This window comes from Niallia sp. CD-39, from assembly GCF_059874745.1.
The window spans coordinates 386,010-409,938 of record NZ_JCBCPS010000002.1; the positions used below are offsets into that span (position 1 = coordinate 386,010).

Below are 23,929 nucleotides of genomic sequence, written 5' to 3' on the forward strand. Positions count from 1 at the left end.
AGTATAAAAGTCTATAACCTGTAATTAGACTGGTAGATTAAATCAATCTTCAGGTGATTAAAAATCAGCTTTATAAGGGGCGCCTTTTTAAAGATTTTAACAAAAGTTAATAGGTTTATATGCCTATAAAATTATTCTTTATAAGAAAATAGTCCAATTAAACTATCGTTTTTCACTAGTTATCTTTGTAAATTTTTGATAAATTAATAGAATAAACGTATAAAGGAGTAGTGATATGAAACGGTTATTTATGGCTGTGATTGCCTTGTTTGTTATGTTAGTTAATGTACCACAGTCCTTGGCAGCTGATGACATTACAGGTCATCAATTTGAAAGAGAAATGCGAGAGCTCATTAATAAAGGTTACATGAAAGGTTACGGGGCAGGTGAATATCGACCAGACGCTTCCGTTACCAGAGCAGAGTTTGCAGCTCTGATTGTTCGTACCTTGCATTTAGACGGTGCAGAGGTGGCAGAGTTTTCAGTAGCATCATTAGCGGAATCTCAGTTTTCGGATGTTCTTCCTGGCGAATGGTACTACAATGATATTAATCTTGCAGTAAACGCTGGAATTGTAAATGGTTATCCAGACGGCACGTTTAAGCCAACTGCCCATATAACACGTGAAGAAATGGCGACAATGGCTGTGCGTGCTGCAGAGTCAAAAGGAGTTCTTGCAGAAACAGGAACGATTGCCTTTAAAGATGCGAGTAAGATTCATAGTTACCATTTAGAGTTTGTTCAAAAGGCAGTAAAGCTAGGGCTGATGAATGGTCATGCTAATGGAAACTTCGGTCCAAAAGAATTAACAACTAGAGGTCAAACAGCAGCAGTTCTTACGCGATTAATGAGAGCTGTTGATCCACCAGCATCTTTAGACTACAGAGTAGCGACAGTGAGCAAGACAGCTCCTCCTACAATCATTAGAGAATATGAAACTTTTGAAGCAGCAAAAGCAAACGTATCTGGTAACCAGGTTGTATTACATGGGAATACTATTGTTTATATGAACGCTGGAATTGCTGCAACAAATAAATTTACGATTATTCATGCAAGAGAGAATTTATCGGATGCGAATGGTATTACATATGTAGCAACAGGCACTGAGCTTAAATTTATTAATGCTACTTCAACGAGTGTAAGAGTTCAGGCTGGTCAAGTGACAGGATATGTTGCTCCAGGAAATGTGAATCTAATTCCAAATGCCTTATCTGAGGGAAGATCATATTATTATAAAGAAGGAACAGATCTCTATCATCGAGTATTTAACCCAATTACAAATCAATATTCTCCTGCCACTTTATTAGGGTTAGCACCATCTTTTATGCAGCAGGGACAAAATTATTATAGTTGGGATGGAATTAATTATACAAATGCTTCTGGTACAACAGTAGGTGGCCCGGAGTATGTGTACTTTTCATACTTGCCTCTTCATGCCTCTTCTAGCTATACAGCAGCAGAGTTAGAGAGATTTATCACTGAGGGTTATACACCACGAAATGGCTTTGCTACAAGTCCGTTGGCTGGTACAGCAAAAGATTTTAAAGATGCGGAACAAAAATATAGTGTAAATGCTCTTTACCTTTTAGCGAATGCTATTCATGAAAGCAACTGGGGAACGAGTCGTTTAGCACAGGAGAAGAAGAACTTATTTGGGATGGGTGCAAGTGATGGAAGCGGAGATCCATTCGAAAATGCTTTCAGTTATGCCTCATTTAAAGAATCTATCGAAGCAGCAGCTAACCGTATCGCGAATAGTTACTTATCTCCAACTGGAAGTTTTTATAATGGAGCAGTATTAGGTACAAAGAGTGTTGGGATGAATATGAAGTACGCTTCTGATCCATACTGGGGAGAAAGAATTGCTGGTCATATGTATCGAGCAGATAAAATTCTTGGTGGTAAAGATAATAATCGTCTTCAGCTGGGAGTTAGTAATACTGAAGGATTAAATGTTCGAAACAATTATGGCACAAGTGGTACTAGTATCCTCTATAGTATGAATAGAATCGGTTCACCATTTGTTATCTTAAATTCATCTAGACAAAGTGATGGATCTACTTGGTACCAAATTCGTTCTGATCTTGCAACAAATCGTAATGGCTATGTATATGGTAATGGTTCACTAGGACAATATGTAATAGAAATCAACGTAACAAGATAATTCACTTTTAAAAAAGAAGAAACGGCAGGATGCTGTTTCTTCTTTTTTTATAGTGAACAAAATGAATATTATGGAACGATCTTGTTTAAATAAGGTATTTTTTGAATAATAAAAACAATAGCTATGGATGAAACAAATACAACAATAGAGTAAATGGTGATACCAAACAAAAGATAATCTTCTATAGGTAGATAGTTTTTCCATACATCCAGAAAAAAAGGATGGACAAGAAAAACCCCAAAACTAGTATTACTTAGTAGCTGTATGGTGGTGTTCGTATGGGATGAATTTTTAAACAATTGTTTAAATAAAACAAACACAGCTATAGACATAGCAATTACATTCAATGTGGTGTAACTGTAAAAATAGCTGATAAAGGATTCGGATTGAACGGTATAGTATTGAGTTCCAAGGAATGTAATAACAAACCCAATAAAGCCAACTGCATAGATACCCATTCTTTGCTTTTTAGTAAATGTGCTAGTAGATAAATAATAGCCTAGTATGAAAAAACCAATAAAGGTGCTAATCGGGTGATAGAGCTGGATATCTAAGTCAAATGAAAAGTTAAGCAAACCAACAACAGAGACCAATAAAATCCATATACCGATAAAGTATTTTAGTAGGTGATTTTCTCCATATTGAACAACAACCTTAAAAATAGGAAGAACAAGATAGATACCGATAATGGCATAAAAAAACCAGAGATGAAAATAGATATCGTTATTTAGCAATTCTGGAATGAAATGAGACCATGTAAAGCTAGATGAACCAATAATTCCTTTGTATAGATAAAAAGCAAGGCTCCAAATTAAAAACGGTACAAGGATCTTATTCATTCGCTTTTTATAAAAAGTTATCAATGAATCATTTTTCTTAGGGTTTAACAAAAGTGCACCGCTTATCATTAAGAAAAGAGGGACACACCATCTAACGATTGAATCGTAAAAGTTAACGATTGCCCATCGCTCATTAGTGATTTCTCCGTATAAAGGAATAAAGATTGCAGCACAGTGTAAGAGGACAACTCCAAATATAGCCAGTGCCCTTAAATAATTCAGATAATGTATATTCATCATTTTAGCTCCTGTAAATATTCATACTAAGTATATCATGATTACTTATTTTTACTTCTCCTATTTCTTAATAAGTTTTTTCGTAATAATAGAATGTTACAGCTCAATGAAAAATGTATGAAACTAGTAACAACTATTTGTTCAATGTTTTTTTATGTTATATTAGAAGGAAAAGTGATTATTTTTGAATGTTATACAAAGGATATTAAGAGATCGTATACCTATATATTGATTTGAAGTTAGGAGAACGTTATGGATATTAGAGTTGTGGAAATATTAAATGTCCCATTTGTGAATGTTAGTAGAAAACAATTTGTTGAAGTGTTGAATCAACATATAAAAGAAAAACAAAAGACGTTTGTCGTTACTGCCAATCCAGAAATTGTGATGAAGGCAAATGATGAGCCTGATTATATGAGTACTATTAAAAAATCAACGTATATTACAGCGGATGGAATTGGTATTGTAAAGGCGGCACAATTACAGAAGACACCATTGCCTGGAAGGGTAACAGGATATGATACAATGGTTGATTTATTAGCCTTATCAAATGAAGAGAACTACAGCATCTACCTCTTAGGTGCTACAGAAGATACGTTAGCAAAGACAAAGAAAGAAATTCACAGTAAGTACCCGAATGTAAACATTGTCGGCAGTCATAACGGATTCTTTGACTGGGAATCAGATGCAATCCATTCAGAAATCAAAGAGTTAAAGCCTAATCTTGTGTTTGTAGCACTTGGAGTGCCTCGTCAGGAGAATTGGATTGCAACACATCTCCACCATTTCGATGAAGGAGTATTTATCGGGGTAGGTGGAAGCTTTGATGTAATTGCAGGTACTGTAAAGCGAGCACCTGTCATCTGGCAAAAAGCAAATTTGGAATGGCTTTATCGTTTACTTAAACAACCAAGTCGATTTGGGAGAATGATGTCACTACCTAAATTTGCATTAAAAGTTATGATGTCTAAAGGTAAAACAGGAAAATGAGCCAGACATTTATTAAAAGCACATTAATTCTTTCAGTTGCAACATTACTTTCAAAAATATTAGGCAGTGTATTCCGGGTTCCATTACAAAATATTGCGGGTGATGAGGTACTTGGAATATTTAGCCTCGTCTATCCAGTATATATGGTTGCGTTGATTTTATCGGTAGCAGGAATCCCAATTGCGATTTCACAATTGATATCTGAAGCATCTGTCGAAAAAGCTGATGAGAAGATTTATAAGATTTATCGTACCGCAACGATACTCGCTTTATTATTCGGTGTGATCAGTTTTAGTTTGATCTTTAGCTTTTCTAATCAAATCGCGTATATCCTAGGTGGAGAAAATATAAGACTAGCCTTAATTATTGTTGGGGCAACATTACTTGTTGCTCCATATATGGCCGTATATAGAGGATATTTTCAAGGGTTTCATGATATGCGGCCAACGGCTATCTCGCAAGTGTTGGAACAGCTAATAAGAGTTGTGTTTATTTTGGTCATTGCTTATATATTGGTCGGCAGAGATTCAAGTAGTGAAGTTGTCTCTGGCGGCGTTATGTTTGGATCGATTCTGGGAGCGTTGGCATCTGCTGTTTATTTGAAATGGTTATTCTCTAGATCGAATTTAAAACCTAAAAAATATGCCTATACGTTCACCGACTTCAAACAAGTAGGGAAGAAGATTCTTTATATCTCTATTCCTATTTGTATAGGTGCAATCACAATGGCTCTATTAAACTTCGTTGATTCCATTACGATCCCTTATAGTTTACGTTCAGCTGGGGTCGGAGAAGATATTACGTATCAATATGGAATCTATGGTCGAGGTTTAGCCATTGTTCAAATCGCGACGGTCTTTTCTACATCAATTGTACTGCCTTTAATTCCTTTGTTAACAAAAACGTTAGCAGAAGGGAATTCATTAAAAGCAAAAGGTATCGTGGAGCGAACACATTATTTAACTCATTTAATTTCTTGGCCAGCTGCCTTTGGACTATTGGCTTTAACGCTTCCAATGAACTTAGCTCTCTTCACAAATCTTGAAGGAAGCAATATGCTTGCTGTCATCGGGTTTAGTTCTGTCTTTACAGCGTTTGCTGTACTGGGGACTGGAATTTTACAAGGAATGAATAAAGCAAGAGAAGCAGCATGGATTATTTTGCTTGCTGTTGTCATAAAGGGAGCATTGAACCTACTATTTGTGCATTCCTTTGGGTTAATAGGTGCAGCGTATGTGACATTACTTGTTTACGTATTAATTGTCATCGCAAATACCTACGTTATTCATCGTGAAATTCCATTTAGAGCTTTCAAATGGAAGATGACCTCGATTATTGGATCATCTATTAGTATGGCGATTGTGATTGGTCTACCAACATTGTATCTATCCTTTGACGGGGTTAGACGGCTTTTTGCGATTGGTTATGTTGGAATTGCAATTATTTTAGGAGCTATTATATATGTTATTTTAGCATATATAACGAAGGGGATTACAATCAAGGACTTAGACGGTTTGCCGCTTGTAAATCGCTTTACAAATAAAAAGAATCAAGAGACGCCACCGCCATCGGGAGGTAAGGTAAATAAAAAGGAGTGTACTAGATTGAAGAAAGCGTTAATTGGAATATTGATCGTATCCCTTCTTCTCTCAATCCCGGGATTGTACCAAAGGATAGCAGCTGAACTGGATAATCGTGACTATGAGATGGTTATGCCGTTTATGGATGTTGAGGAGATTGTGGCACTAAACCCACTCATGACAAAAGAGGGTGTACTATCCGAATTAAAAGAAGCGGGCTTAAATACGATCAGTCTTGAGCCAGAGACGATGGAAAGCTTATCTAAAAAAGGGTATATTACAACGCTGACTGGCGAAGAAATCAAAGCGATGTCAATCTTTAACGAGGATCTTGAAGAAATTGCTCAAGGGGTTTCGACTGAAGGAATCTATGTATATATTCAAGAAGAGAATGAATTAACAGATAATCTTTCTGCTATCTTTTCAGAGGCTGAAGCAGAATCAATTATGATTAATAATAAGGAATTTATCTATTACCCTGCAACAACTGCTGATATGGATGAGATTGCTGTTGGGTTTTTAGACGAATCCCTAGAACTAATTAATAATCAGGGGTTTAACTTGATATTAAGAATGTGGAACACGGATTCGGGAAAAGAAGACCCAATCGTGTTTAAACAATTCTTAGATATCGCAGATAGGCAATCAGTTCACTTGCTTATGTCAGGTACAGAAGTGATCGGTTTTCCAAATGTTGACTATATGAGAAGCTATGCAAATGAATTGAATGAAAGAGATATACCTATTTATCAAATCGAGTTTACTGATCAGAAGGGGCTTCATTCTCTTAGCTATTTAACAGACACAAATATCATCAGACTTCATAGTCTTGACTTGAACAAAGTTTCTAGTATTCAAGAAGCAGTCGATCGATCCGTTCGTGCGGTAAAAGAAAGAAATATACGTTCGGTCTTTATTCGAATGATTGACGATCAAGATGGTCAAAAGGCGTTGGAAGATACAACGACATTTATTTCAAATGTCCAAACGTCTATGCCAAGTGCGTTTACCCTTTCTGACCCTAAGCCATTTAATGATATAAATATTGCAAAATGGAGTTACTTGGCTGCGTTTGTCGCAGCGATATCGTTTGTCGCTCTAGCTGCATTATCTGTGTTTAAAGATCGAAGACTCGTTTACCTTTCATTAGTTGGTGTAACGATTGTCAGCTTAGCAGCGTTTGTGCTAAATAAATTGCTATTAATTCAGCTATTAGCATTATTGGTTGCTGTAGTAGCCCCAATCTATGCGATATTACCGATGCCAGCTTCAAAAGGGTTCAAGACGATTCTAGTGCGCTACGGGCGAGCTGCAGCCATTAGTTTGATTGGTGTTGTCATCATTTCAGCTTTATTAAATGGAAATGAGTTTTTAGTCAAAGTCAGTGAGTTCCGTGGAGTAAAACTTGTTTATATTATCCCAATTGCGTTCATTACAATTTATGCTTTATGGGATGATGTGAAGCGACTAGCAATGATGAGTGTACGCTATTGGCATCTCGCAGTAATTGCCGTGATTGCCGTTGTTGCATTGTACTATATCAGTAGAACAGGTAACCAGGGGTCTGTTTCAAGCATTGAATTAACAATTCGACAATGGTTAGAGGAAATCATGTATGTACGTCCAAGAACAAAAGAGTTTCTTATTGGGTTCCCGTTCTTTGTACTTGCACTCTACGTTATGCCAATGTTTAAAAGGTTAGCTAAGTATATGCTTATCCCAAGTGTTATTGGTTATCTTTCGGTTATTAATACGTTTACACATTTCCATATCCCGTTCCACTTATCGATGCTTCGTACATTCTATAGCTTACTGCTAGGGTTATTGATTGGCTTTGTATTTATTTACATCTTTAAATTGATTCTTAAGATGTATGAAGAGAAAATAAAACCAAGGTGGTTATCATGAAGGTCGTAATTTCAGGTTATTATGGATTCGAGAATGTTGGCGATGAGGCAATTCTTTACTCAATCATCCAAGCATTAAGAGGACAGGATGCTAACATTGAGATTACTGTACTCTCTAATCATCCGAAACATACAGAAGCAACTTATGGTGTTCGTTCAGTTAATCGGTGGAAAACTAAAGAGGTATTCCAAACAATTAAGAGATCAGATGGATTAATTAGTGGAGGGGGTAGCCTGTTGCAAGATGAGACAGGCCCTCGTTCAATCCCTTATTATACAGGGATTATGTTAATGGCTGCTTTTGCCAAGAAACCAGTCTTTGTTTATGCACAAGGGATGGGGCCGATTCATAAGAAGCTCAATCAATGGTTAACGAAGTTTACGTTGAATAAAGCAAAAGTGACAGTAAGGGATCAAGGTTCTAAAGAATTGCTAGAAAGACTAGGTGTAACAAGAGAGATTTCTATTGTTCCAGACCCTGTAATCGGCATGAGAAGGGAAATGACATTTAGCGGTTGGTATAGCGAGCAGAATATTACTGGTCAAGCTATTGCGGTTTCAGTAAGAGATTGGGACAGTCCAATTGAATTCAAAGCCGAGCTTGCTAAAGCTCTTGATCGTTTAGTTCAAGATGGAAATACAATTGTATTTATCCCGATGCATGGACAGCATGATGAGAAGTCGTCTCTCGATGTGATTGCCTTAATGAAGGAAAAAAGCTTACTTGCACCTTTTGACGCATCAATAGAAGAGAAGGTAGCTATTATTGGGTTATGTGATTTACTAGTTGGGATGAGGCTTCATGCGTTGATTTTCTCTGCTATTACGTATACTCCTTTTATTGCTTTGTCCTATGATCCAAAAATTGATGCATTTGCTGAAATTGCAAAACAGCCAGTTGTTGGTCATGTGATGGAATCAAATTGGTCAGACGAATCTCTCTATTCATTAGCTACTGCTAGGCTAGCTGATGATAAAGGAAGTACATCGCTTGAAGTATCAATGAAGGAAATGAAGGAAAAAGCAATTGGAACAGCTAAGGAAGCAATCAAACACTTTCAACAAACGACATGAAGCATTTGATTCATGTCGTTTGTAGTTTAATAGTTCTATTCTTTAAAAAATCCAAAAAGTTGACAAATTGTTTGTAGAATTATGCTACAATATGACAGAAACGCAAATGAAAATCAGGAGGAAATGTAGCAGCAATGTGTAAAAGAATGACTAGAACTTTATCAATCCTTTTCGTCGCTTTTGTCTTTGTGATTAGTGCAGGTTCAGAAACGCAGGCAGCGGGACTAAAGGATATCCCGGCGGGCTTTGCAACTGAGATTAATTATCTTCTTGACCGTGGTGTTGTGACTGGACATCCAGACAATACATTCCGCCCCAATGATCCTGTTACGAGAGAACAAGCTGCTGCAATGATTGGACGTGCCCTTGGTTTAGATGGAACGCAACGAGCAACAAGCTTTACGGATGTTCCTGCTTCTTCCTACGCTTCAGGCTACATACAATCAGCAGTAAACCGTGGTGTCATTACAGGGTATGGAGATGGAACCTATAGGCCAAAAGGTAACATTACAAGAGGCGAAATGGCATTTTTAATGCAAAGAGCCTTTGGATTCCAATCTACGAGTCTCGTATTCTTTAAAGATGTTCCTGCAACTGGTAGTCAATACAATGCGATTAATCGTATTGTTACAGCCGGCATTGCAAACGGTTATACAGATGGTACATACAGACCACAAACAGCGATTAACCGTGCTGAATTCGCGGTGATTGTTGCAAGGGGCATGAACCCAAGTTTTCGAGTTCAGTATGAAATGCAATCATTAGGTGAACGAGTAGTAACTGCTACTTCTCTAAATGTTCGTTCTGGACCTGGTACAAACTACAGTGCTGTAGGATTCTTTACTAAGGGAACAACAGTTACACTGTACCATTTAGATGGAAACTGGGCTTATGTATCAAATGGAGCAACGTCAGGATTTGTACATCGAGATTACTTATCAATGCCATCTAATAAGCGCATTATTGCCATTGATCCAGGTCATGGCGGTTCAGATCCTGGAGCGATTGGAAATGGACTACAAGAAAAAGAAGTGAATCTTTCTGTAGCACTTAAAGTAAAAGCAATCCTAGAAAGCAAAGGGATTGAAGTGTTTATGACAAGATCAAATGATACATATTTAACGTTAACAGAGCGGGTTGAAGTATCCGTTCGGGCAAATGCGGACACGTTTGTAAGCATCCATGCGAATAGCTTCTCACAAGAGAGTGCCAATGGATCTGAAACCTATTATTATGCAGCAAGTGTTAATTCTCGCTCTGAAAATAGTAAACAACTTGCTACATTTATTCAAAATCGATTATATAAATCGTTAGATACGAATAATAGAGGAGTTAAGCAAGCGGGATTCTCAGTTATTAAGAATAATCCATTACCAGCAGCATTGGTTGAATTAGGTTTTATTTCCAACAAGTCTGATGCTCAGAAGCTAGCTTCTGAGGCTTACCGTAATAAAGCAGCACAGGCAATTGCTGATGGAATTGTTGAATACTACAATTGGAGAGATAAGTAAGAAAAGCGGACATTTAGTCCGCTTTTTTACAAGCTAAGGGATAATAGTAGATTATCTTTTTTACTAGTTAAATAAATTCGAAGTGCAAGAGAATGATAATACAAGGGAGTGAGGTAGTTGGCAAAAAGAATTACGATTCTATTGGGCTTTTTGTTCCTATTGATCCCGTTCCAAGCGAATGCAGATGATCATCAAAGAATATTGGTAACGTTTAAGGACCAAATTGAATTAAATTTACTAGAAGAATACGATGCTGAGGTTCACCATGTTTTTGAAGAATATTTATCAGCAGCTGTTACGATTGAATCGTCTAAATTAGATCGATTAAAAGTGGAGAATACAATTAAGCGAGTTGAAGTGGATCATCCGATAGAAATCGAAAATCAACGTATGAGCTGGGGGTATGATGCTGTTCGAGCACACGAATCCTATGCAAGTGGCCTTGATGGACATGGAGTGAAGATTGGCATTATTGATACTGGAATAAGGTCAACACATCCTGATTTACAGGTTGCTGGAGGAATCTCTTTTATCAGTGGAAACCCATCCTATGAAGATGATCAAGGACATGGTACACATGTGGCGGGAATAATCGCTGCAAAGGATAATAGTATCGGTACACGAGGCGTAGCTCCAATGGCAGAGATTTATGCAATTAAAGCGTTGGATGAGACCGGTTATGGCAACCAGTCCAATATTATTGCTGCCATCGAGTGGGGAATACACCAAGAGCTTGATATCCTTAATTTAAGTGTGACTGCACAGCAAGGGTCACAATTATTAGAAGAAGTGATAAGAGAAGCATATCGTGAAGGAATTGTCATTGTTGCAGCATCTGGAAATGCATTACAAAGTTTCTCGAGTCAGGATGTTCTCTACCCTGCAAGGTATCCTGAAGTGCTTGCAGTCGGTTCAATCAATGCACGTTACGAGAAATCACCCTTTAGCTATTTTGGTCCTTCATTAGACTTTGTAGCAAATGGGGAAAATGTGTATAGTACCTATGCAGGTTACCATCATGGTGTATATCAAGAATATGCTTCTCTAACAGGTACTTCGATGGCTGCCCCTTATGTATCAGCTATAGCCGCATTGTATATGCAAGCATATCCAGAGTATGATACTTCCCAGATAAGAGAGCTTATGAAGGAGACCGCTCTGGATTTAGGAGAATTGGGAAAGGACCCTCTTTACGGATATGGTTTAATTCAAGCGCCTAATGTATCACCGTTATCTAGCTTCCCTGATGTTCGTCCTTCAGAATGGTACCATGAAGCAATTGAATATCTATATGATTTAGATATTATTACAGGATATTCGAATGGCTTGTTTTACCCAAATCAGACGGTGACAAGAGCAGAGGCAATCACTATGATTGGAAGAGCGAAGGGGCTAGATGAGTCTACTCAATCGATTTTCCATGATGTTCCGAATGGTCACTTTGCATATGGATATATCGGCACTGCCTACGACAAAGGATATATATACGGGTTTCCTGATGAATCGTTTCGCCCGAATGCCTCTATTATCCGAGGAGATGCAGCGATTATGATTTCGAATGTGTTTGCGCTCACGAGCAGTGGGGGAGATGAATTTTCTGATGTTCATTCATCGGATTATTTTTATAATGAAATCCTAGCATTAAATGAAAATCGGATCGTCCAAGGGTATCTTGATGGAACATTTAAACCTAGACAAACGATTACAAGAGCGGAGTTCTCACTTATGATGGCAAAGGCATTAAACGAGGACTTCAGGTGACGAGATTATTTTTATTTACAACAAACCCCTGAGAAATGTCTCAGGGGTTTCTATTAATAGATCAGAAAGTATAAATTTCAGTAATGAAAGGATAAGGTGTTAATTCTTCGATTAGAACGTAGGCGCCGGCTCCTTCGGGAGTAGTAACAGCTGAAAACCGCGAAGGAAATTGTTTTCTTCCTAGCAAGTTGAAGCATTGCCCGAGGAAAGCGTCCACAAGAAGAGATAATTAAAGATTATCTTTTCTTAATTCCACTCATAATACGTACTGCCCTCTTTATATCCGCCCTCATCATCCGCTAATTTTTCATGTAAAGATAGGATTAATTCAGATCCTTCTTGATAGAAAACGAGGTTCATAGTCCGTTTTGGCTGGCTAGACGTCCATTCATACTTAAATTGCTTGCCCAAAATTGTTTGTGAAACAAGTGTTCCTTCGCTACCAATCAGCTCGACAACTTCCTCATACGTCATCTTTTCCTGTAAAGAATCAAATGTTTGCCTTGAGACATTTGGTACGGATACAGCATGTTCATTATTAGAATACCATTTTGCATTAATTACACCATTTTGATCTGTTTTTAAACCAACATGATCGTATCTCCATGAATAATTATAGTACGCAAATTCATAATCAAAGGGTGCCTCTTGGGCGAATAGGTAATTGATTTCTTCGATAGTGTGTTTGCCAAGCTCGATTGCTAGAAATTTCTCATGAGTGATTAAAGGGTGCCCAAACTTGTCTACTTCTTTTAGAGAAGGGTCTACGTTGATTTCTGGAATCTCATCAGGAGGAATATTCATAAAAATGTAATCTGTAATGTAAACAGTATACTCAGGATGGTACCATTTTACTTGTGCTGAACCGCTTTCTGATATCGCTCTTAACGGTAAATATACTCTGCCATTCTTTAATTGACTAGGAACATCAATCGATACGGCATCGCCGTTTTTATAAATGGTTTTGCTGTTCAATGGAACGACTATGGTTTGAAAGTTCATCGTAATGGTCGTTTCTTTTTTTGTATCATCCCAATGCACCTTTCCACTCATTTGCTCAAATATACCACGGAGAGGGACGAGTGTTCTCCCTTTTTCAATAAAAGGAGCATCATTTAACTTCAGTTCTTCATAGTTGTATAAGATTTTAACCGGTTTTGTTTGAGCTGCTCCTATGTTGGGTGTCAAGCTGAAGAGCAAGACGAAACTAAATGCAAAAATGAATAGTCCTTTCCATTGTTTATTCAATATTTTCCCACCTTTCTCATAATAGCTCTATTATATATGGTGACTGGAGGATGTGAATGGTTAAATTATACTAATATTGGTAATCTATCATTTAGTTGGCTTTGTCTATTGCATTCTTTAGTAGTTTTGCAAACTCAGCTCTAGATGTGTTTCCACTAGGTTTAAACGTACCATTAGGATAGCCGGTGACGATTTGATAATAGGTTAGGTTTTGGATTGCAGCATATGCCCAGTGTTCTGTTGGTAAATCTGTAAACATGATCGGATGTTGAATGATTGGTAATGGGAAGGAGCGATTGATCAAGATCGCTACTTCTGCTCGTGTAATAGGATCATCTGGTTTAAACAAGTTGCCGTCATATCCCGTGAATAATCCGTAATGTGTTGCAGTTGCAATATATGGATTAGCCCAATGGGTTGGGGGGATATCCTCATAATTCAATTCATACCGTAAAGGTAGATTAAGTGTTGCAACGATCATTTTTGCTGCTTCAGCTCTGTTGATACTGCGGCTAGGATAGAACAGATTTCCATCATAGCCGTTAATAATTTGCTTTTCTGATAAGTATTGAATTTCATAATTCGCCCAGTGATCGAATGGAACATCTTTGTAATGAATTTGCCCATGCTGTGGTATGTCAGCGACACGTCGTGCGGTTACGTAGCGGGCTTTCCAATAATACGGATCATCCAATGAGTCAATTCGAACACCGTTAGAGGTAGTTGCTGAGACAAAGGATCGATTGCCGATGTAGATCCCAGAGTGAGAAATACCAATTCCATCTGTGTTGAAGAACACAATATCTCCTATTTGCCATTCATTTTCTTTTACTTCGATTCCAGCAGTAGTTTGTTCCTTTGTTGTACGTGGTAGATCTATTCCGAATTGGTTGTATACAAAGCGCACATAGCCAGAGCAATCAAATCCGTTTGGTGTAGATCCTCCATATAAATAAGGAACACCAAGATACCTGAGTGAGAATTCTATGAAAGAATCAGGAGTTAGTGTGTAAGATAGTGCTTTTTCCTTATGTATTGCCAGGTTTAAGGTTAATAAAAGAAATAATATCCAAACCATTTTTTTCATGTATTTCCACCTCTATATATTTTATCGACAAAATACAGAGGCGTTGTAACTAAAATTGTGGAATAAAATTCATTTTCTTATTACATACGTCAGGATGTGTCGAAAAAATAGCATTCTTTTAAAAAATGATAAAAAAATCAAAAAATTCAAGGTTGATGCTTGCATTGAAAGGTTAATTATACTAAACTATGTACAGATATACCGTAATTGGTAATAGTTTCTTGTTGAAAAAACAAGAATGTAGTCTAATATTATTACTACAAAGTTAAATAATTCCTCCACAATAAGCAATTGGTATTAGAGAAAATAGTTGACTGCAAAACCAAATTCTCATATACTATTGTTTGTATGTTTGGTATTAATTAACTTGATTAGTATTTTACCGGTTACATAGGTAATATTAGACACACATTGTTGAAGCAAGGAGGCTATTGCCTCATTTGCCTACATAACAACCTAGAAAACTGGTATGAATAAGATCCAATAAAGGGAGGAAATGAAATTAATGGCACAATCTAAGAAATACCGCAAATTTGTAGCAACTGCTGCAACAGCAACTTTAGTTGCATCTGCAGTCGCACCAACAGCATTCGCTGCTGAAGTAACTAAGAAATTCCCTGATGTAGCAGATAACCACTGGGCACTTAAACACATCAACTATTTAGTTGGTAAAGGTGTAATTGAAGGAAATCCTGATGGAACTTTCAATCCGAATGGAAACATTAAAAGAGGGGAAGCTGCAAAGATTCTTGCTGTAACATTAGGACTTGAAGTTGATAAGAATGCTAAAACAAACTTTGCTGATGCAAAAGATCACTGGGCATCTTCTTACATCGCTGCTCTTCAAGCTCAAAAGCCTGGAGTAATTAATGGTTATGATACAGGTGATTTCAAGCCAGAGGCTGACATTTCTCGTCAAGAAATGGCAAAAATGATCGCAACTGCTTATGGATTTGAAAAAGATGAAGCTGCAATCATTGATTTCACTGATAACACTAGCTGGGGTAGTGACGAAGTTGAAATTCTTGCTAGCTTAGGTATCGTAGTAGGTGTTTCTGCTGGTAAATTTGATCCTGAGGCAAAGGTAAAACGTGATCAAACAACAGCATTCATACACCGTTCCGAAGTACCTGCAGAGCGTGAAGAAGTTGCTAAGAAAGAAGCTGTAGTTGTTTCTGTAAATGCGATTAACGCTTATGAAGTTCTTATCAAGACAAACAGTGTTCTTAGCGAAGAATCTGCTGAAAACGTAGCTAACTATGAAGTATTATTAGATGGAGCAACAACAACTGATATTATTAAGTCTGCTAAGCTTCAATCTGATAAAAAATCTGTATTAGTACGTTTTTCTACTCCTGCTGTAACAAATAAAACAATCAAAGTTAAAACGAAGGATTCTTTATTAACTAGTTCATATGTAAAAATTCCTGCGTTCGATACTGGTGTTGAATTATTTAGCGATACTAAAGCACCAACTTTGACGAAAGTTGAATATAATGGTTCTGATGTAGTTGCTACATTCTCTGAGCCTATTTCTTCTGTAGCAAATGTACGTGTTAATGGAGTTACTGGAACTATTTCTCCTGTACAAACATCATCTAACGATGTAGCTGGAAACTATAATTATGTTATTGCTGGAGCTCCTACAACTGCTGGGACACACAGCGTAGTAGTTTCTCAAGTTAAAGATGCTAATGATAATGAAACAGGTACACAAACTGCTTCTTATACAATTGTAGAGAACGCAAAAGCTCCAGCAGTTTCTAAAATTGAAGGAGTAACTTCTACATCATTTAAAGTAACTTTTGATAAAGCTCTTGCTGGTACTGCTGCTGCAGATGCTGTAGCTAACTTAAAAGTTCAAAAAGGCGGATATACTCTAGATGGAAGCCGTATTAATGGTGTGTTAGCAACAGACAAGAAGTCTATTACTTATACTGTAACTACTGCTACTACAGATGAAGTAAAATTATATAATGGTACTGAGACTTCAGCAGCTCTAACTGTATCTTTTGACGGGTACAAAGACGCTAATGGTCTACTAGGTTCTGCATATACTGGAACTGTTATTCTTACTAAGGATTCAAAAGCTCCAGCTATCTTATCTAAAAACTTAGTGACTCTTGATTCAACTAAGCAAGTTGTAACAGTTACATTTGATGAAGCTGTAGATGCTGTAGCTGCAAAAGCTACGGATATTGTAATCAAAAAGGATAACATCATTCAATCTGCAACAGCAATTGCAAAACCAGCTGTTAATGATGTTCCGGGAGATACAACAGAGCGTACAGTTACTTTAACGTTTACAGCTCCTCTTGCTGATGGTGTTTATGAACTTGTATTACCAAAAGGATTGGTAAAAGATAAGGAACTAAATGAGAATGAACAAGATACAATTTCATTTACAGTTTCATCTACTGCTAAGTTCTTTGTACCAACAGTAACTGCTGCAACAACTGGAACTAAGAACGTTATTACTTTAACTTCTGCAACTGACTTTGCTGATTCTGCATTATTAGCATCTAATTATACTCTAGATGATGTAGCTCTTTCTGGAGCATCAATTAGCTTTGTTGATGATAAGACGAAAGTCCAAATTACATTACCAGATACTTATCAAGTACCTGCAGGTGCAAATTATAAATTTGGTATCAGTCCAAATGTTAAAGATGTAAATGGTTCTTCTGTAGCAGCTAGCACTACTACTGGTGGAGCATTCTATCAACAATTAGCGTTATTAGATAACGTAGCACCAACACTTTCTGAAGCTAAAATAGTTGAGGTATCTACTGGACAATTTAACACATTAAAATTAACATTCTCAGAAGAGCTTGGAGCACTAGGTAATGTTGATTTACTAGCTGATTTTAACGTTACTGTAAATGGAAGTTCAGTAGCTGTGAATGCTGTTACAGCTGATGCTACTGATACAACTGGTAAAACATTACTAGTTACAATTGGTAATGGTACTGCAACATATTCTTCAAATCAAACAACTGTAATCACTGTTGCACCAATTTCTACTACAAACACAGTTGTAGATATTGCTGATGTTCAAGGTAATAAATTAACTATTGGAACATCAAGAACTGCAACTAAATAATTATTTTACAGTAGCATAACATATTTTCCACCTTATAGAATAATTAAGAGTGGTTAGAGGATATAGCTATAAAATAGGAAGGCCCGTAGAGAATTATCTCTATGGGTCTTTCTTTTTATGTACATGGCTATGGAGTGCCAAGAGGACAAGTACCTCGAGCCGCTGAACTATTCGTTCCCTCCAAAGTTACAACTATGGGACAAGGGGACAGGTTCCTCGATTCAGCACGGAAGTGCTGTGTTTAAAAGCAAAGTCTTGTGGAGACAAATCTCAGCAATTCTTTTTTTATAAAAGAAGCTAATTATGGTTATTCAGTAATAATTTAGGTGAAAATATGATAAAAGGAATAGGATTTTGGATGTGTTTTTTCTATGTATCTAGTTCTATGAATCGAAGTAAATAGAGAATATAGAACTTTGTCGAAAAAGAGAATATTTTTTCATATAATTACATTAAGTTGTTGAAAAATTATGAAAAAAGTCATATGATAATAGTAATAGAATAAAGGCAAACTTATCGAAAGGTAAGGACGCAAAGCCACGAGTCTAAGGGATTAGACCTATGATCGTCGGGCTGCCAGCAGGAATTTTACATCATAAAGAATCATGTTGAAACTTGCTGTAAAGGAGCGGGAAAGATGGAGGATATGTTTGGATCAGTAGAGTACTTTGTTAATGAAATAACCAATGAAATGGTCGTGAAAGACTACTCTGAAAAAGGAATCAATGAAATAGTGGAACGAATGAGGAAGGAATTGTTGCATGAGTATGTTTGTCATGACTACTTCCGTAAGCAATGCATCCAGAACCTATTAGATGCTTCCGACCACTTCTTAAATAAAAGACTGCAATCAATCTCATAAATGTACCGACTATATTAATATAGTCGGTTTTTTTATTGTAGGACTTTTGGTTTGTTTTAATTGACAATTAGATGACGAGTAATGCAATTGGATGACAGAGTACTACCAAACAAGTTAAAATGATGGATAAGGAGGGGAATCATGAGAAAATTCACGCTTATTTTAACTTCTTTCCTAGTTTTAGTGATTTTATCAGCATGTAATAAAGAAGCAGCACCTGAGGATGCATTCAAAGAGTATGTAGAAAAATGGAATGAACTTGATTTTTCAGCAATGTATGAAATGTTATCCGATGATGCACAAGCATCGGTGTCCAAAGAAGATTTTGTAAGTCGTTATGAAAAAGTCTATAGTGATTTAGGCATAGAAGAAGTCGACATCACATTTGAAGCCGATGAGGAAAAGAGAGACAAAGATATTGAACAAGTGGCTCTGCCTTTTTCAGCCTCATTAAATAGTGTGGCAGGCAGCATAGATTTTACCCATGAAGCATCGTTAATAAAAGAAGAAGTTGAGAATGAGGTCATATGGAGAGTTGATTGGGACACAACATATATTTTCCCTGAGTTAGGAGAAGAGGATCGAATCACATACTCAAGCATTCCTGCCCAGCGTGGTGAAATTGTCGACCGAACTGGTGATCCTCTGGCTTTCAATGGAACACTATATGAAATCGGCGTCGTTCCGGAGAAAATGAATGATGAAACGGCTACTGTTTCTGGGCTAGCTCGGTTACTAGGCTTGACCGAAGATCACATTCGCCAAGCAGTTACTGCGAGCTGGGTTCAACCCGACCATTTTGTTCCTCTGAAAAGAGTCTCAACTAACAATGAAGCGGTTGTCAATCAAGCTTTGTCCTATAGTGGAGTTCTCAGGCAAGAGGTGAGAGGGAGAGTGTATCCTGCAGGGGAAGCAGCTGCACACTTAATTGGTTATGTGGGCTCAATAACCGCAGAAGAGTTAGAGAACCTGCAAGGAAAAGGTTATTCGAGCAATGATATTATTGGAAAACGAGGATTAGAGCAGATCTTTGATGAGCGTCTAAAAGGCTTAAATGGTGTGAAAATCGGTATTGCTAAAGAGGATGGCACTGAAGTTGTTTTAGCAGAAAGAGAAGTAAAGAATGGAGAAACTGTTCAACTAACAATTGATCTAACCGTACAAGAAGATTTATTTGCGGAATTAGGCAATCAGCCTGGGACTGCATCAGCCATTGATCCAACAACAGGCGAAACACTTGCACTTGTGAGCAGCCCAAGCTTTGATCCAAATGCAGCGTCACTAGGTTGGAGCATAGATGAAAGAACGGCATTAGAAGGAGATGCGAGTCAGCCTTTATTGAATCGCTTTCGTTATGCGTATGTTCCTGGATCTGTTATGAAGCCAATCACTGGTGCGGTAGCGATCGAATCGGGAGATCTAAGCTTTGATACGACGTTAAATGTTAGTGGTCTACGTTGGCAAAAGGATGATAGCTGGGGAGGGTTTGGCGTAACGAGAGTTCGGGATCCTCAAGGTCCAATTCAATTCGATCAGGCGATGATGTACTCAGACAATATCTATTTCGCCCAAACCTCTTTAGCAATGGGTGAAGAAGCGTTCTTAGAAGGATTGTCCAAGTTTGGCTTTGATGAGGAACTCCCATTTCTCTATCCGGTTGACTCATCAAAAGCTGGAAATGTTGATACGGAAATGAAACGTGCAGATGCCGGATTTGGCCAAGGTGAGGTAGAGATGAATATTCTACATCTTGCGGTTGCCTATACTCCATTTATAAACAACGGTGACTTAATCAAGCCTATATTATTAACAGAAGAAGAGAAGTCACAAGTATGGAAGGAAGGCATTATTTCTGAAGAGGTTGCTAATGGAATTCAACAGTCAATGATCAAGGTAGTTCATGAAACAGGTGGTACAGCAAGCTCAGCAAGAATCGATGATTACCCATTAGCAGGAAAAACGGGTACAGCGGAACTTAAGCTTGACCTTGATATGGAAGGACAAGAAAACGGCTTATTCGTCGCATACAATCATGAATCTCCAAAGCTACTTATCGCGATGATGATTGAAGGAGTCGAGTCATTAGGTGGCTCTGGCATTGTTGTTAACAAAGTAACAAATGTATTTGAGAAAAATAAACAAAGATTTTAACAAAAAATCCGATTTCGGACAGTGATAGTGTGAACATGTACCAAAGTGAATTCAAGACTTTGGCTACATGTTTTTTTTAGATAAGAACTAATGAATTTCCTTCATAAAATCATGAAGCGTTGTTTTCTTGATTTCAGTGTTTAATTAGCTAATTCTTCGATTAGAAAGGTAACTGGGGAGGAAGAAACAGCTAAAAATCCCGCCGATAGTAGTTTTCTTCCGAAGAAGTCGAAGTGCTAGAAGGGGTATAAAAGAAAGAGGTTATCTTTCTAATAGTGGATTAAATAACAGGAAAAACCATGATAGTTATTTCTGAACTTTTCTGACAAAAACCTTGCTCGTGTTCTTTCTACGTGAAATACTTGTTTTAAGGAAAGAGAGGAGAGAAATATGAAAACCATTTTACTTACTGGCTTTGAGCCATTTTTATCGTTTTCAATCAATCCAACGATGAAAATTGTTGAAGAATTACAGAACGAGAGAATTGGAGAATACAAAATCCATGGAGTGATCTTGCCTGTAGATTTTAAACGAGCAGGAGATAAATTGATAACACATATTGATGAAGTTAAGCCTGATGCTGTCGTTTCATTAGGACTAGCTGGTGGCCGCTATAAGATCACGCCAGAACGAATCGCGATCAATGTTAGTGATGGTGAACCAGATAATGAAGGGAACACGCCGATCGATGAACGCATTTATTCAGAAGGAGAGGATGGCTATTTTTCAACACTGCCTATTCGTCGAATGGTTGATGAGTTAAAAAAGAGCGGCTTGCCAGCCGAGGTGTCAAACACAGCAGGCACCTATTTATGCAATCATGTCATGTATCGAGCACTTCATGATGCAAGTCAAAAGAGTAAGAAGGTTCCTAGCGGTTTTATACATATTCCTGCTTCGCATGAGCTAGCAATTGAGCATGGAAGAATACCGAGCTGGTCTCATGAAGATTTGAAGAGAGGAATCCTAACTTGCCTGACTGTATTGGCAGCTGAAATGCAATGAACTTTTTCCGTACAGGAGAGAAAACACTTGTCGTTCAATTAGGAAAGAATTTATCTGAGGAAACGTACGAACGCGTACAACAATTTAATCACATGTTCCAGAATGATCTTCATTTAGGAATTGATGAGCTTGTGCCAGCCTACCAATCGGTGACGATTTTTTTCAAAAGCGAGATTAAGAATGAAGCAGCTCATATCGCATATATCCAGAAGAAATGGGAATCAACAGATATCCGTCACGCTGAATTCGAGCCAAGATTATGGGACATTCCTGTTTGCTATGAGGATGCATTTGCGTTAGATCAAAATCTTGTACAGCAGCATACAGACCTGACAATGAAAGAAATCATTACAATACATACTTCCGTCACTTACAAAGTGCACTTTCTAGGCTTTCTCCCTGGTTTTCCTTATTTAGGTGGAATGGACAAGCGTTTGCAAACTCCTAGACTTTCAACACCTAGACGAAGGCTAGAAGTGGGATCAGTTGGAATCGGGGATGCACAAACGGGGATCTATCCTCTAGAATCGCCAGGTGGGTGGAATATTATCGGAAGAACACCCGTCAGGATTTATGACCCGCAAAAAGAGCACCCCTTTCTGTTTCAAGCAGGTGACTTGTTACGCTTTTATCCGATTACAAAAAAGGAATATGCAAAGATAAAGGAGGAGAGGGAATGATTAGAATCGATCTGAATGCTGATGTTGGTGAGAGCTTTGGAGCATACAATATTGGGGATGATGCTTCCCTTTTTCCACATATTACTTCAGCGAATATCGCTTGTGGGATGCATGCAGGTGATTACAATGTGATGAATGAAACGGTTCTTTTAGCAAAAAAGCACGGGGTAGCCGTCGGTGTCCATCCTGGATTTCCAGATCTACAAGGGTTTGGACGCCGTGAGTGGAAGATGGCTCCTAAGGAAATCTATCATTGTCTCATCTATCAAATCGGTGCGTTAAAAGCCTTTTGTGATTTGCACGGTGTATCGATTTCACATGTGAAGCCGCATGGTGCTCTATACAATCAAGCAAATCGTGAAGTGGACGTTGCGAAAGCAATTGCTGAAGCTGTTCGTGCTGCACTGCCTCATGTGTATTTGTTTGCGCTATTTGGTAGTCTCCTTCAAGAAGAAGGAGAAAAAATCGGGTTGAAGGTTGCAAAGGAGGCTTTCGCAGATCGCGCGTATACTGCTGAAGGTCAACTAGCAGACAGGTTACTTCCGAATGCTGTTTTGCATGAACCTGAACGAATAGAAGCGCAGGTGAAATCAATTGTATTTGAACAGAAAGTAACGGCTATTTCTGGAGAAGTCATCCCGCTGCAAGCAGATACCATTTGCTTTCATGGCGATGGACTTGAGGTTGTAAAGAGAGTTGCCTCGATGAAATCGATGCTCGAGAGTTATGACATTGTCGTGAAGGCAGTTGGTGCAGAATGAATCCTGTCTTAAAATGCATAAAGCCAGGATTGTATGCAACGTTTCAAGATGAGGGAAGAAGAGGCTATCGTCGTTTTGGTGTTCCTGTATCAGGTGCGATGGATCAAAAAGCCTACCATCTAGGTCATCACTTATTAAATAATGCTCATCATTGTGCAGCTATTGAAATCCTTTATGGGGGAACAGTATTTGAAGTTCTCAATGATTGCCGTTTAGCTATTACTGGTGCGCAAATAAAGGTTACACTTGATAGTGAAATCATTCCGGTTTGGAAAACGTTTAGAGCTTATAAAGGACAAATGCTTCATTTTCAGCAGGCAGTGAATGGAAGCATTGTGTATTTACATATTGAAGGTGGATGGAAAGCTCCACATGTAATGGGAAGTGCTTCTGTTTACTCAAAGGGGGAAATAGGAGCCCCCTTAGTAAAAGGAGATGTGCTTTGTGGACAGCTTCTCACTGAAAGAGGCTATGAAGCTAGGTTAAGTAGAAAGATGAACTATCGTGATGAAATCATTGTAGGCGTTTGGCCATCACAGCATCTCGATCTTTTTACAGAAGAATCCCTACATCGATTTTGGCACACGCCGTATCAATTGCAAACAGGTGATCGGATGGCCTATTTATTCAAGGGACCAGAGCTTTTGTTTAATACGACAGGTGATATTGTGTCCGAGGCTACACAACCAGGTACAATCCAAGTAGCGAATAGCGGACTGCCGATCATTCTCATGGCAGATGCACAAACCGTTGGCGGCTATGCCACGATTGGAAAGATTGCCGATGACGATCTGTGTAAAGTGGCGCAGATGAAACCGGGAAATAAACTGAGTTTTTCTTTGTGGAATGAGAAAGTATAGAAATTTATTGATAATTTGATGATACGATTAGATTACCGATTTTTTCACTAAAAAGGCGTTCATACGTCACCGAGGTCTAAAGGAATAACTAATACATTATATAAGAATT

At 37.9% G+C, this 23,929-nt stretch carries 16 protein-coding genes and 1 riboswitch; of the genes, 13 read left to right on the forward strand and 3 right to left on the reverse strand.

The window, feature by feature from the left end; all coding sequences use genetic code 11:
* Window positions 1-235: 235 nt before the first annotated feature.
* A complete protein-coding gene (locus AC6F34_RS08220) occupies window positions 236-2,164 on the forward strand; it encodes an S-layer homology domain-containing protein (RefSeq protein ID WP_500770884.1) in 1,929 nt (642 codons plus the stop codon).
* A gap of 68 nt (window positions 2,165-2,232) precedes the next feature.
* Here the strand turns inward: AC6F34_RS08220 and AC6F34_RS08225 are convergent, their stop codons facing one another.
* Window positions 2,233-3,240 carry an acyltransferase gene (locus tag AC6F34_RS08225; RefSeq protein WP_500770886.1) on the reverse strand — a complete coding sequence of 336 codons (1,008 nt, stop codon included), beginning with the start codon at window positions 3,238-3,240 and terminating at the stop codon, window positions 2,233-2,235.
* Window positions 3,241-3,492: 252 nt separating this feature from the next.
* On the opposite strand from AC6F34_RS08225, the gene AC6F34_RS08230 reads away from it, so the two are divergent.
* The 5 genes from AC6F34_RS08230 to AC6F34_RS08250 all read left to right on the forward strand — a co-directional run bounded on the left by AC6F34_RS08230 (window position 3,493) and on the right by AC6F34_RS08250 (window position 12,063).
* Window positions 3,493-4,230: a WecB/TagA/CpsF family glycosyltransferase gene (locus AC6F34_RS08230; RefSeq protein ID WP_500770888.1), complete on the forward strand. Its 738-nt coding sequence runs from the start codon at window positions 3,493-3,495 to the stop codon at window positions 4,228-4,230.
* A complete protein-coding gene (locus tag AC6F34_RS08235; RefSeq protein WP_500770890.1) occupies window positions 4,227-7,718 on the forward strand; it encodes a DUF5693 family protein in 3,492 nt (1,163 codons plus the stop codon). Before AC6F34_RS08230 ends, AC6F34_RS08235 begins: the two co-directional genes overlap by 4 nt.
* A complete protein-coding gene (csaB, locus tag AC6F34_RS08240; protein ID WP_500770892.1) occupies window positions 7,715-8,791 on the forward strand; it encodes a polysaccharide pyruvyl transferase CsaB in 1,077 nt (358 codons plus the stop codon). The genes AC6F34_RS08235 and csaB overlap by 4 nt, the downstream gene beginning before the upstream one ends.
* Window positions 8,792-8,925: 134 nt before the next feature.
* Window positions 8,926-10,302 (forward strand): N-acetylmuramoyl-L-alanine amidase, encoded by a 1,377-nt coding sequence (locus AC6F34_RS08245; protein WP_500770894.1) that lies wholly within the window; start codon window positions 8,926-8,928, stop codon window positions 10,300-10,302.
* A gap of 117 nt (window positions 10,303-10,419) precedes the next feature.
* The gene (locus AC6F34_RS08250; protein WP_500770896.1) at window positions 10,420-12,063 is read left to right on the forward strand and encodes a S8 family peptidase; all 1,644 of its coding nucleotides are present in this window, start codon (window positions 10,420-10,422) and stop codon (window positions 12,061-12,063) included.
* 246 nt (window positions 12,064-12,309) lie between these two features.
* On the opposite strand, the gene AC6F34_RS08255 is transcribed toward AC6F34_RS08250, so the two are convergent.
* Window positions 12,310-13,311 carry a copper amine oxidase N-terminal domain-containing protein gene (locus tag AC6F34_RS08255; protein ID WP_500770898.1) on the reverse strand — a complete coding sequence of 334 codons (1,002 nt, stop codon included), beginning with the start codon at window positions 13,309-13,311 and terminating at the stop codon, window positions 12,310-12,312.
* A gap of 91 nt (window positions 13,312-13,402) precedes the next feature.
* Entirely contained in the window at window positions 13,403-14,398 is a 996-nt protein-coding gene (locus tag AC6F34_RS08260; RefSeq protein WP_500770900.1) for a C40 family peptidase, read from the reverse strand.
* Window positions 14,399-14,903: 505 nt separating this feature from the next.
* Between AC6F34_RS08260 and AC6F34_RS08265 the strand changes: the two genes are divergently transcribed.
* The 7 genes from AC6F34_RS08265 (at window position 14,904) to AC6F34_RS08295 (ending at window position 23,820) form a co-directional block, all read left to right on the forward strand.
* Window positions 14,904-17,501, forward strand: a complete 2,598-nt coding sequence (locus tag AC6F34_RS08265) for an S-layer homology domain-containing protein (protein ID WP_500770902.1) — start codon at window positions 14,904-14,906, stop codon at window positions 17,499-17,501.
* A 496-nt stretch (window positions 17,502-17,997) separates the two neighbouring features.
* A riboswitch (cyclic di-GMP riboswitch) is annotated at window positions 17,998-18,082 on the forward strand.
* Window positions 18,083-18,138: 56 nt separating this feature from the next.
* Window positions 18,139-18,363: a hypothetical protein gene (locus AC6F34_RS08270; protein ID WP_500770904.1), complete on the forward strand. Its 225-nt coding sequence runs from the start codon at window positions 18,139-18,141 to the stop codon at window positions 18,361-18,363.
* Window positions 18,364-18,504: 141 nt separating this feature from the next.
* On the forward strand, window positions 18,505-20,514 hold the full coding sequence (locus AC6F34_RS08275) for a penicillin-binding transpeptidase domain-containing protein (protein ID WP_500770906.1): 2,010 nt from the start codon (window positions 18,505-18,507) through the stop codon (window positions 20,512-20,514).
* Between the two features lie 390 nt (window positions 20,515-20,904).
* Entirely contained in the window at window positions 20,905-21,519 is a 615-nt protein-coding gene (gene pcp, locus AC6F34_RS08280; protein ID WP_500770908.1) for a pyroglutamyl-peptidase I, read from the forward strand.
* Window positions 21,516-22,199 (forward strand): 5-oxoprolinase subunit PxpB, encoded by a 684-nt coding sequence (pxpB, locus tag AC6F34_RS08285; RefSeq protein WP_500770910.1) that lies wholly within the window; start codon window positions 21,516-21,518, stop codon window positions 22,197-22,199. The genes pcp and pxpB overlap by 4 nt, the downstream gene beginning before the upstream one ends.
* Complete coding sequence (locus tag AC6F34_RS08290) at window positions 22,196-22,960, forward strand: 5-oxoprolinase subunit PxpA (RefSeq protein ID WP_500770912.1); 765 nt, start codon at window positions 22,196-22,198, stop codon at window positions 22,958-22,960. The genes pxpB and AC6F34_RS08290 overlap by 4 nt, the downstream gene beginning before the upstream one ends.
* Entirely contained in the window at window positions 22,957-23,820 is an 864-nt protein-coding gene (locus tag AC6F34_RS08295) for a 5-oxoprolinase subunit C family protein (RefSeq protein WP_500770914.1), read from the forward strand. Before AC6F34_RS08290 ends, AC6F34_RS08295 begins: the two co-directional genes overlap by 4 nt.
* Window positions 23,821-23,929 lie beyond the last annotated feature (109 nt).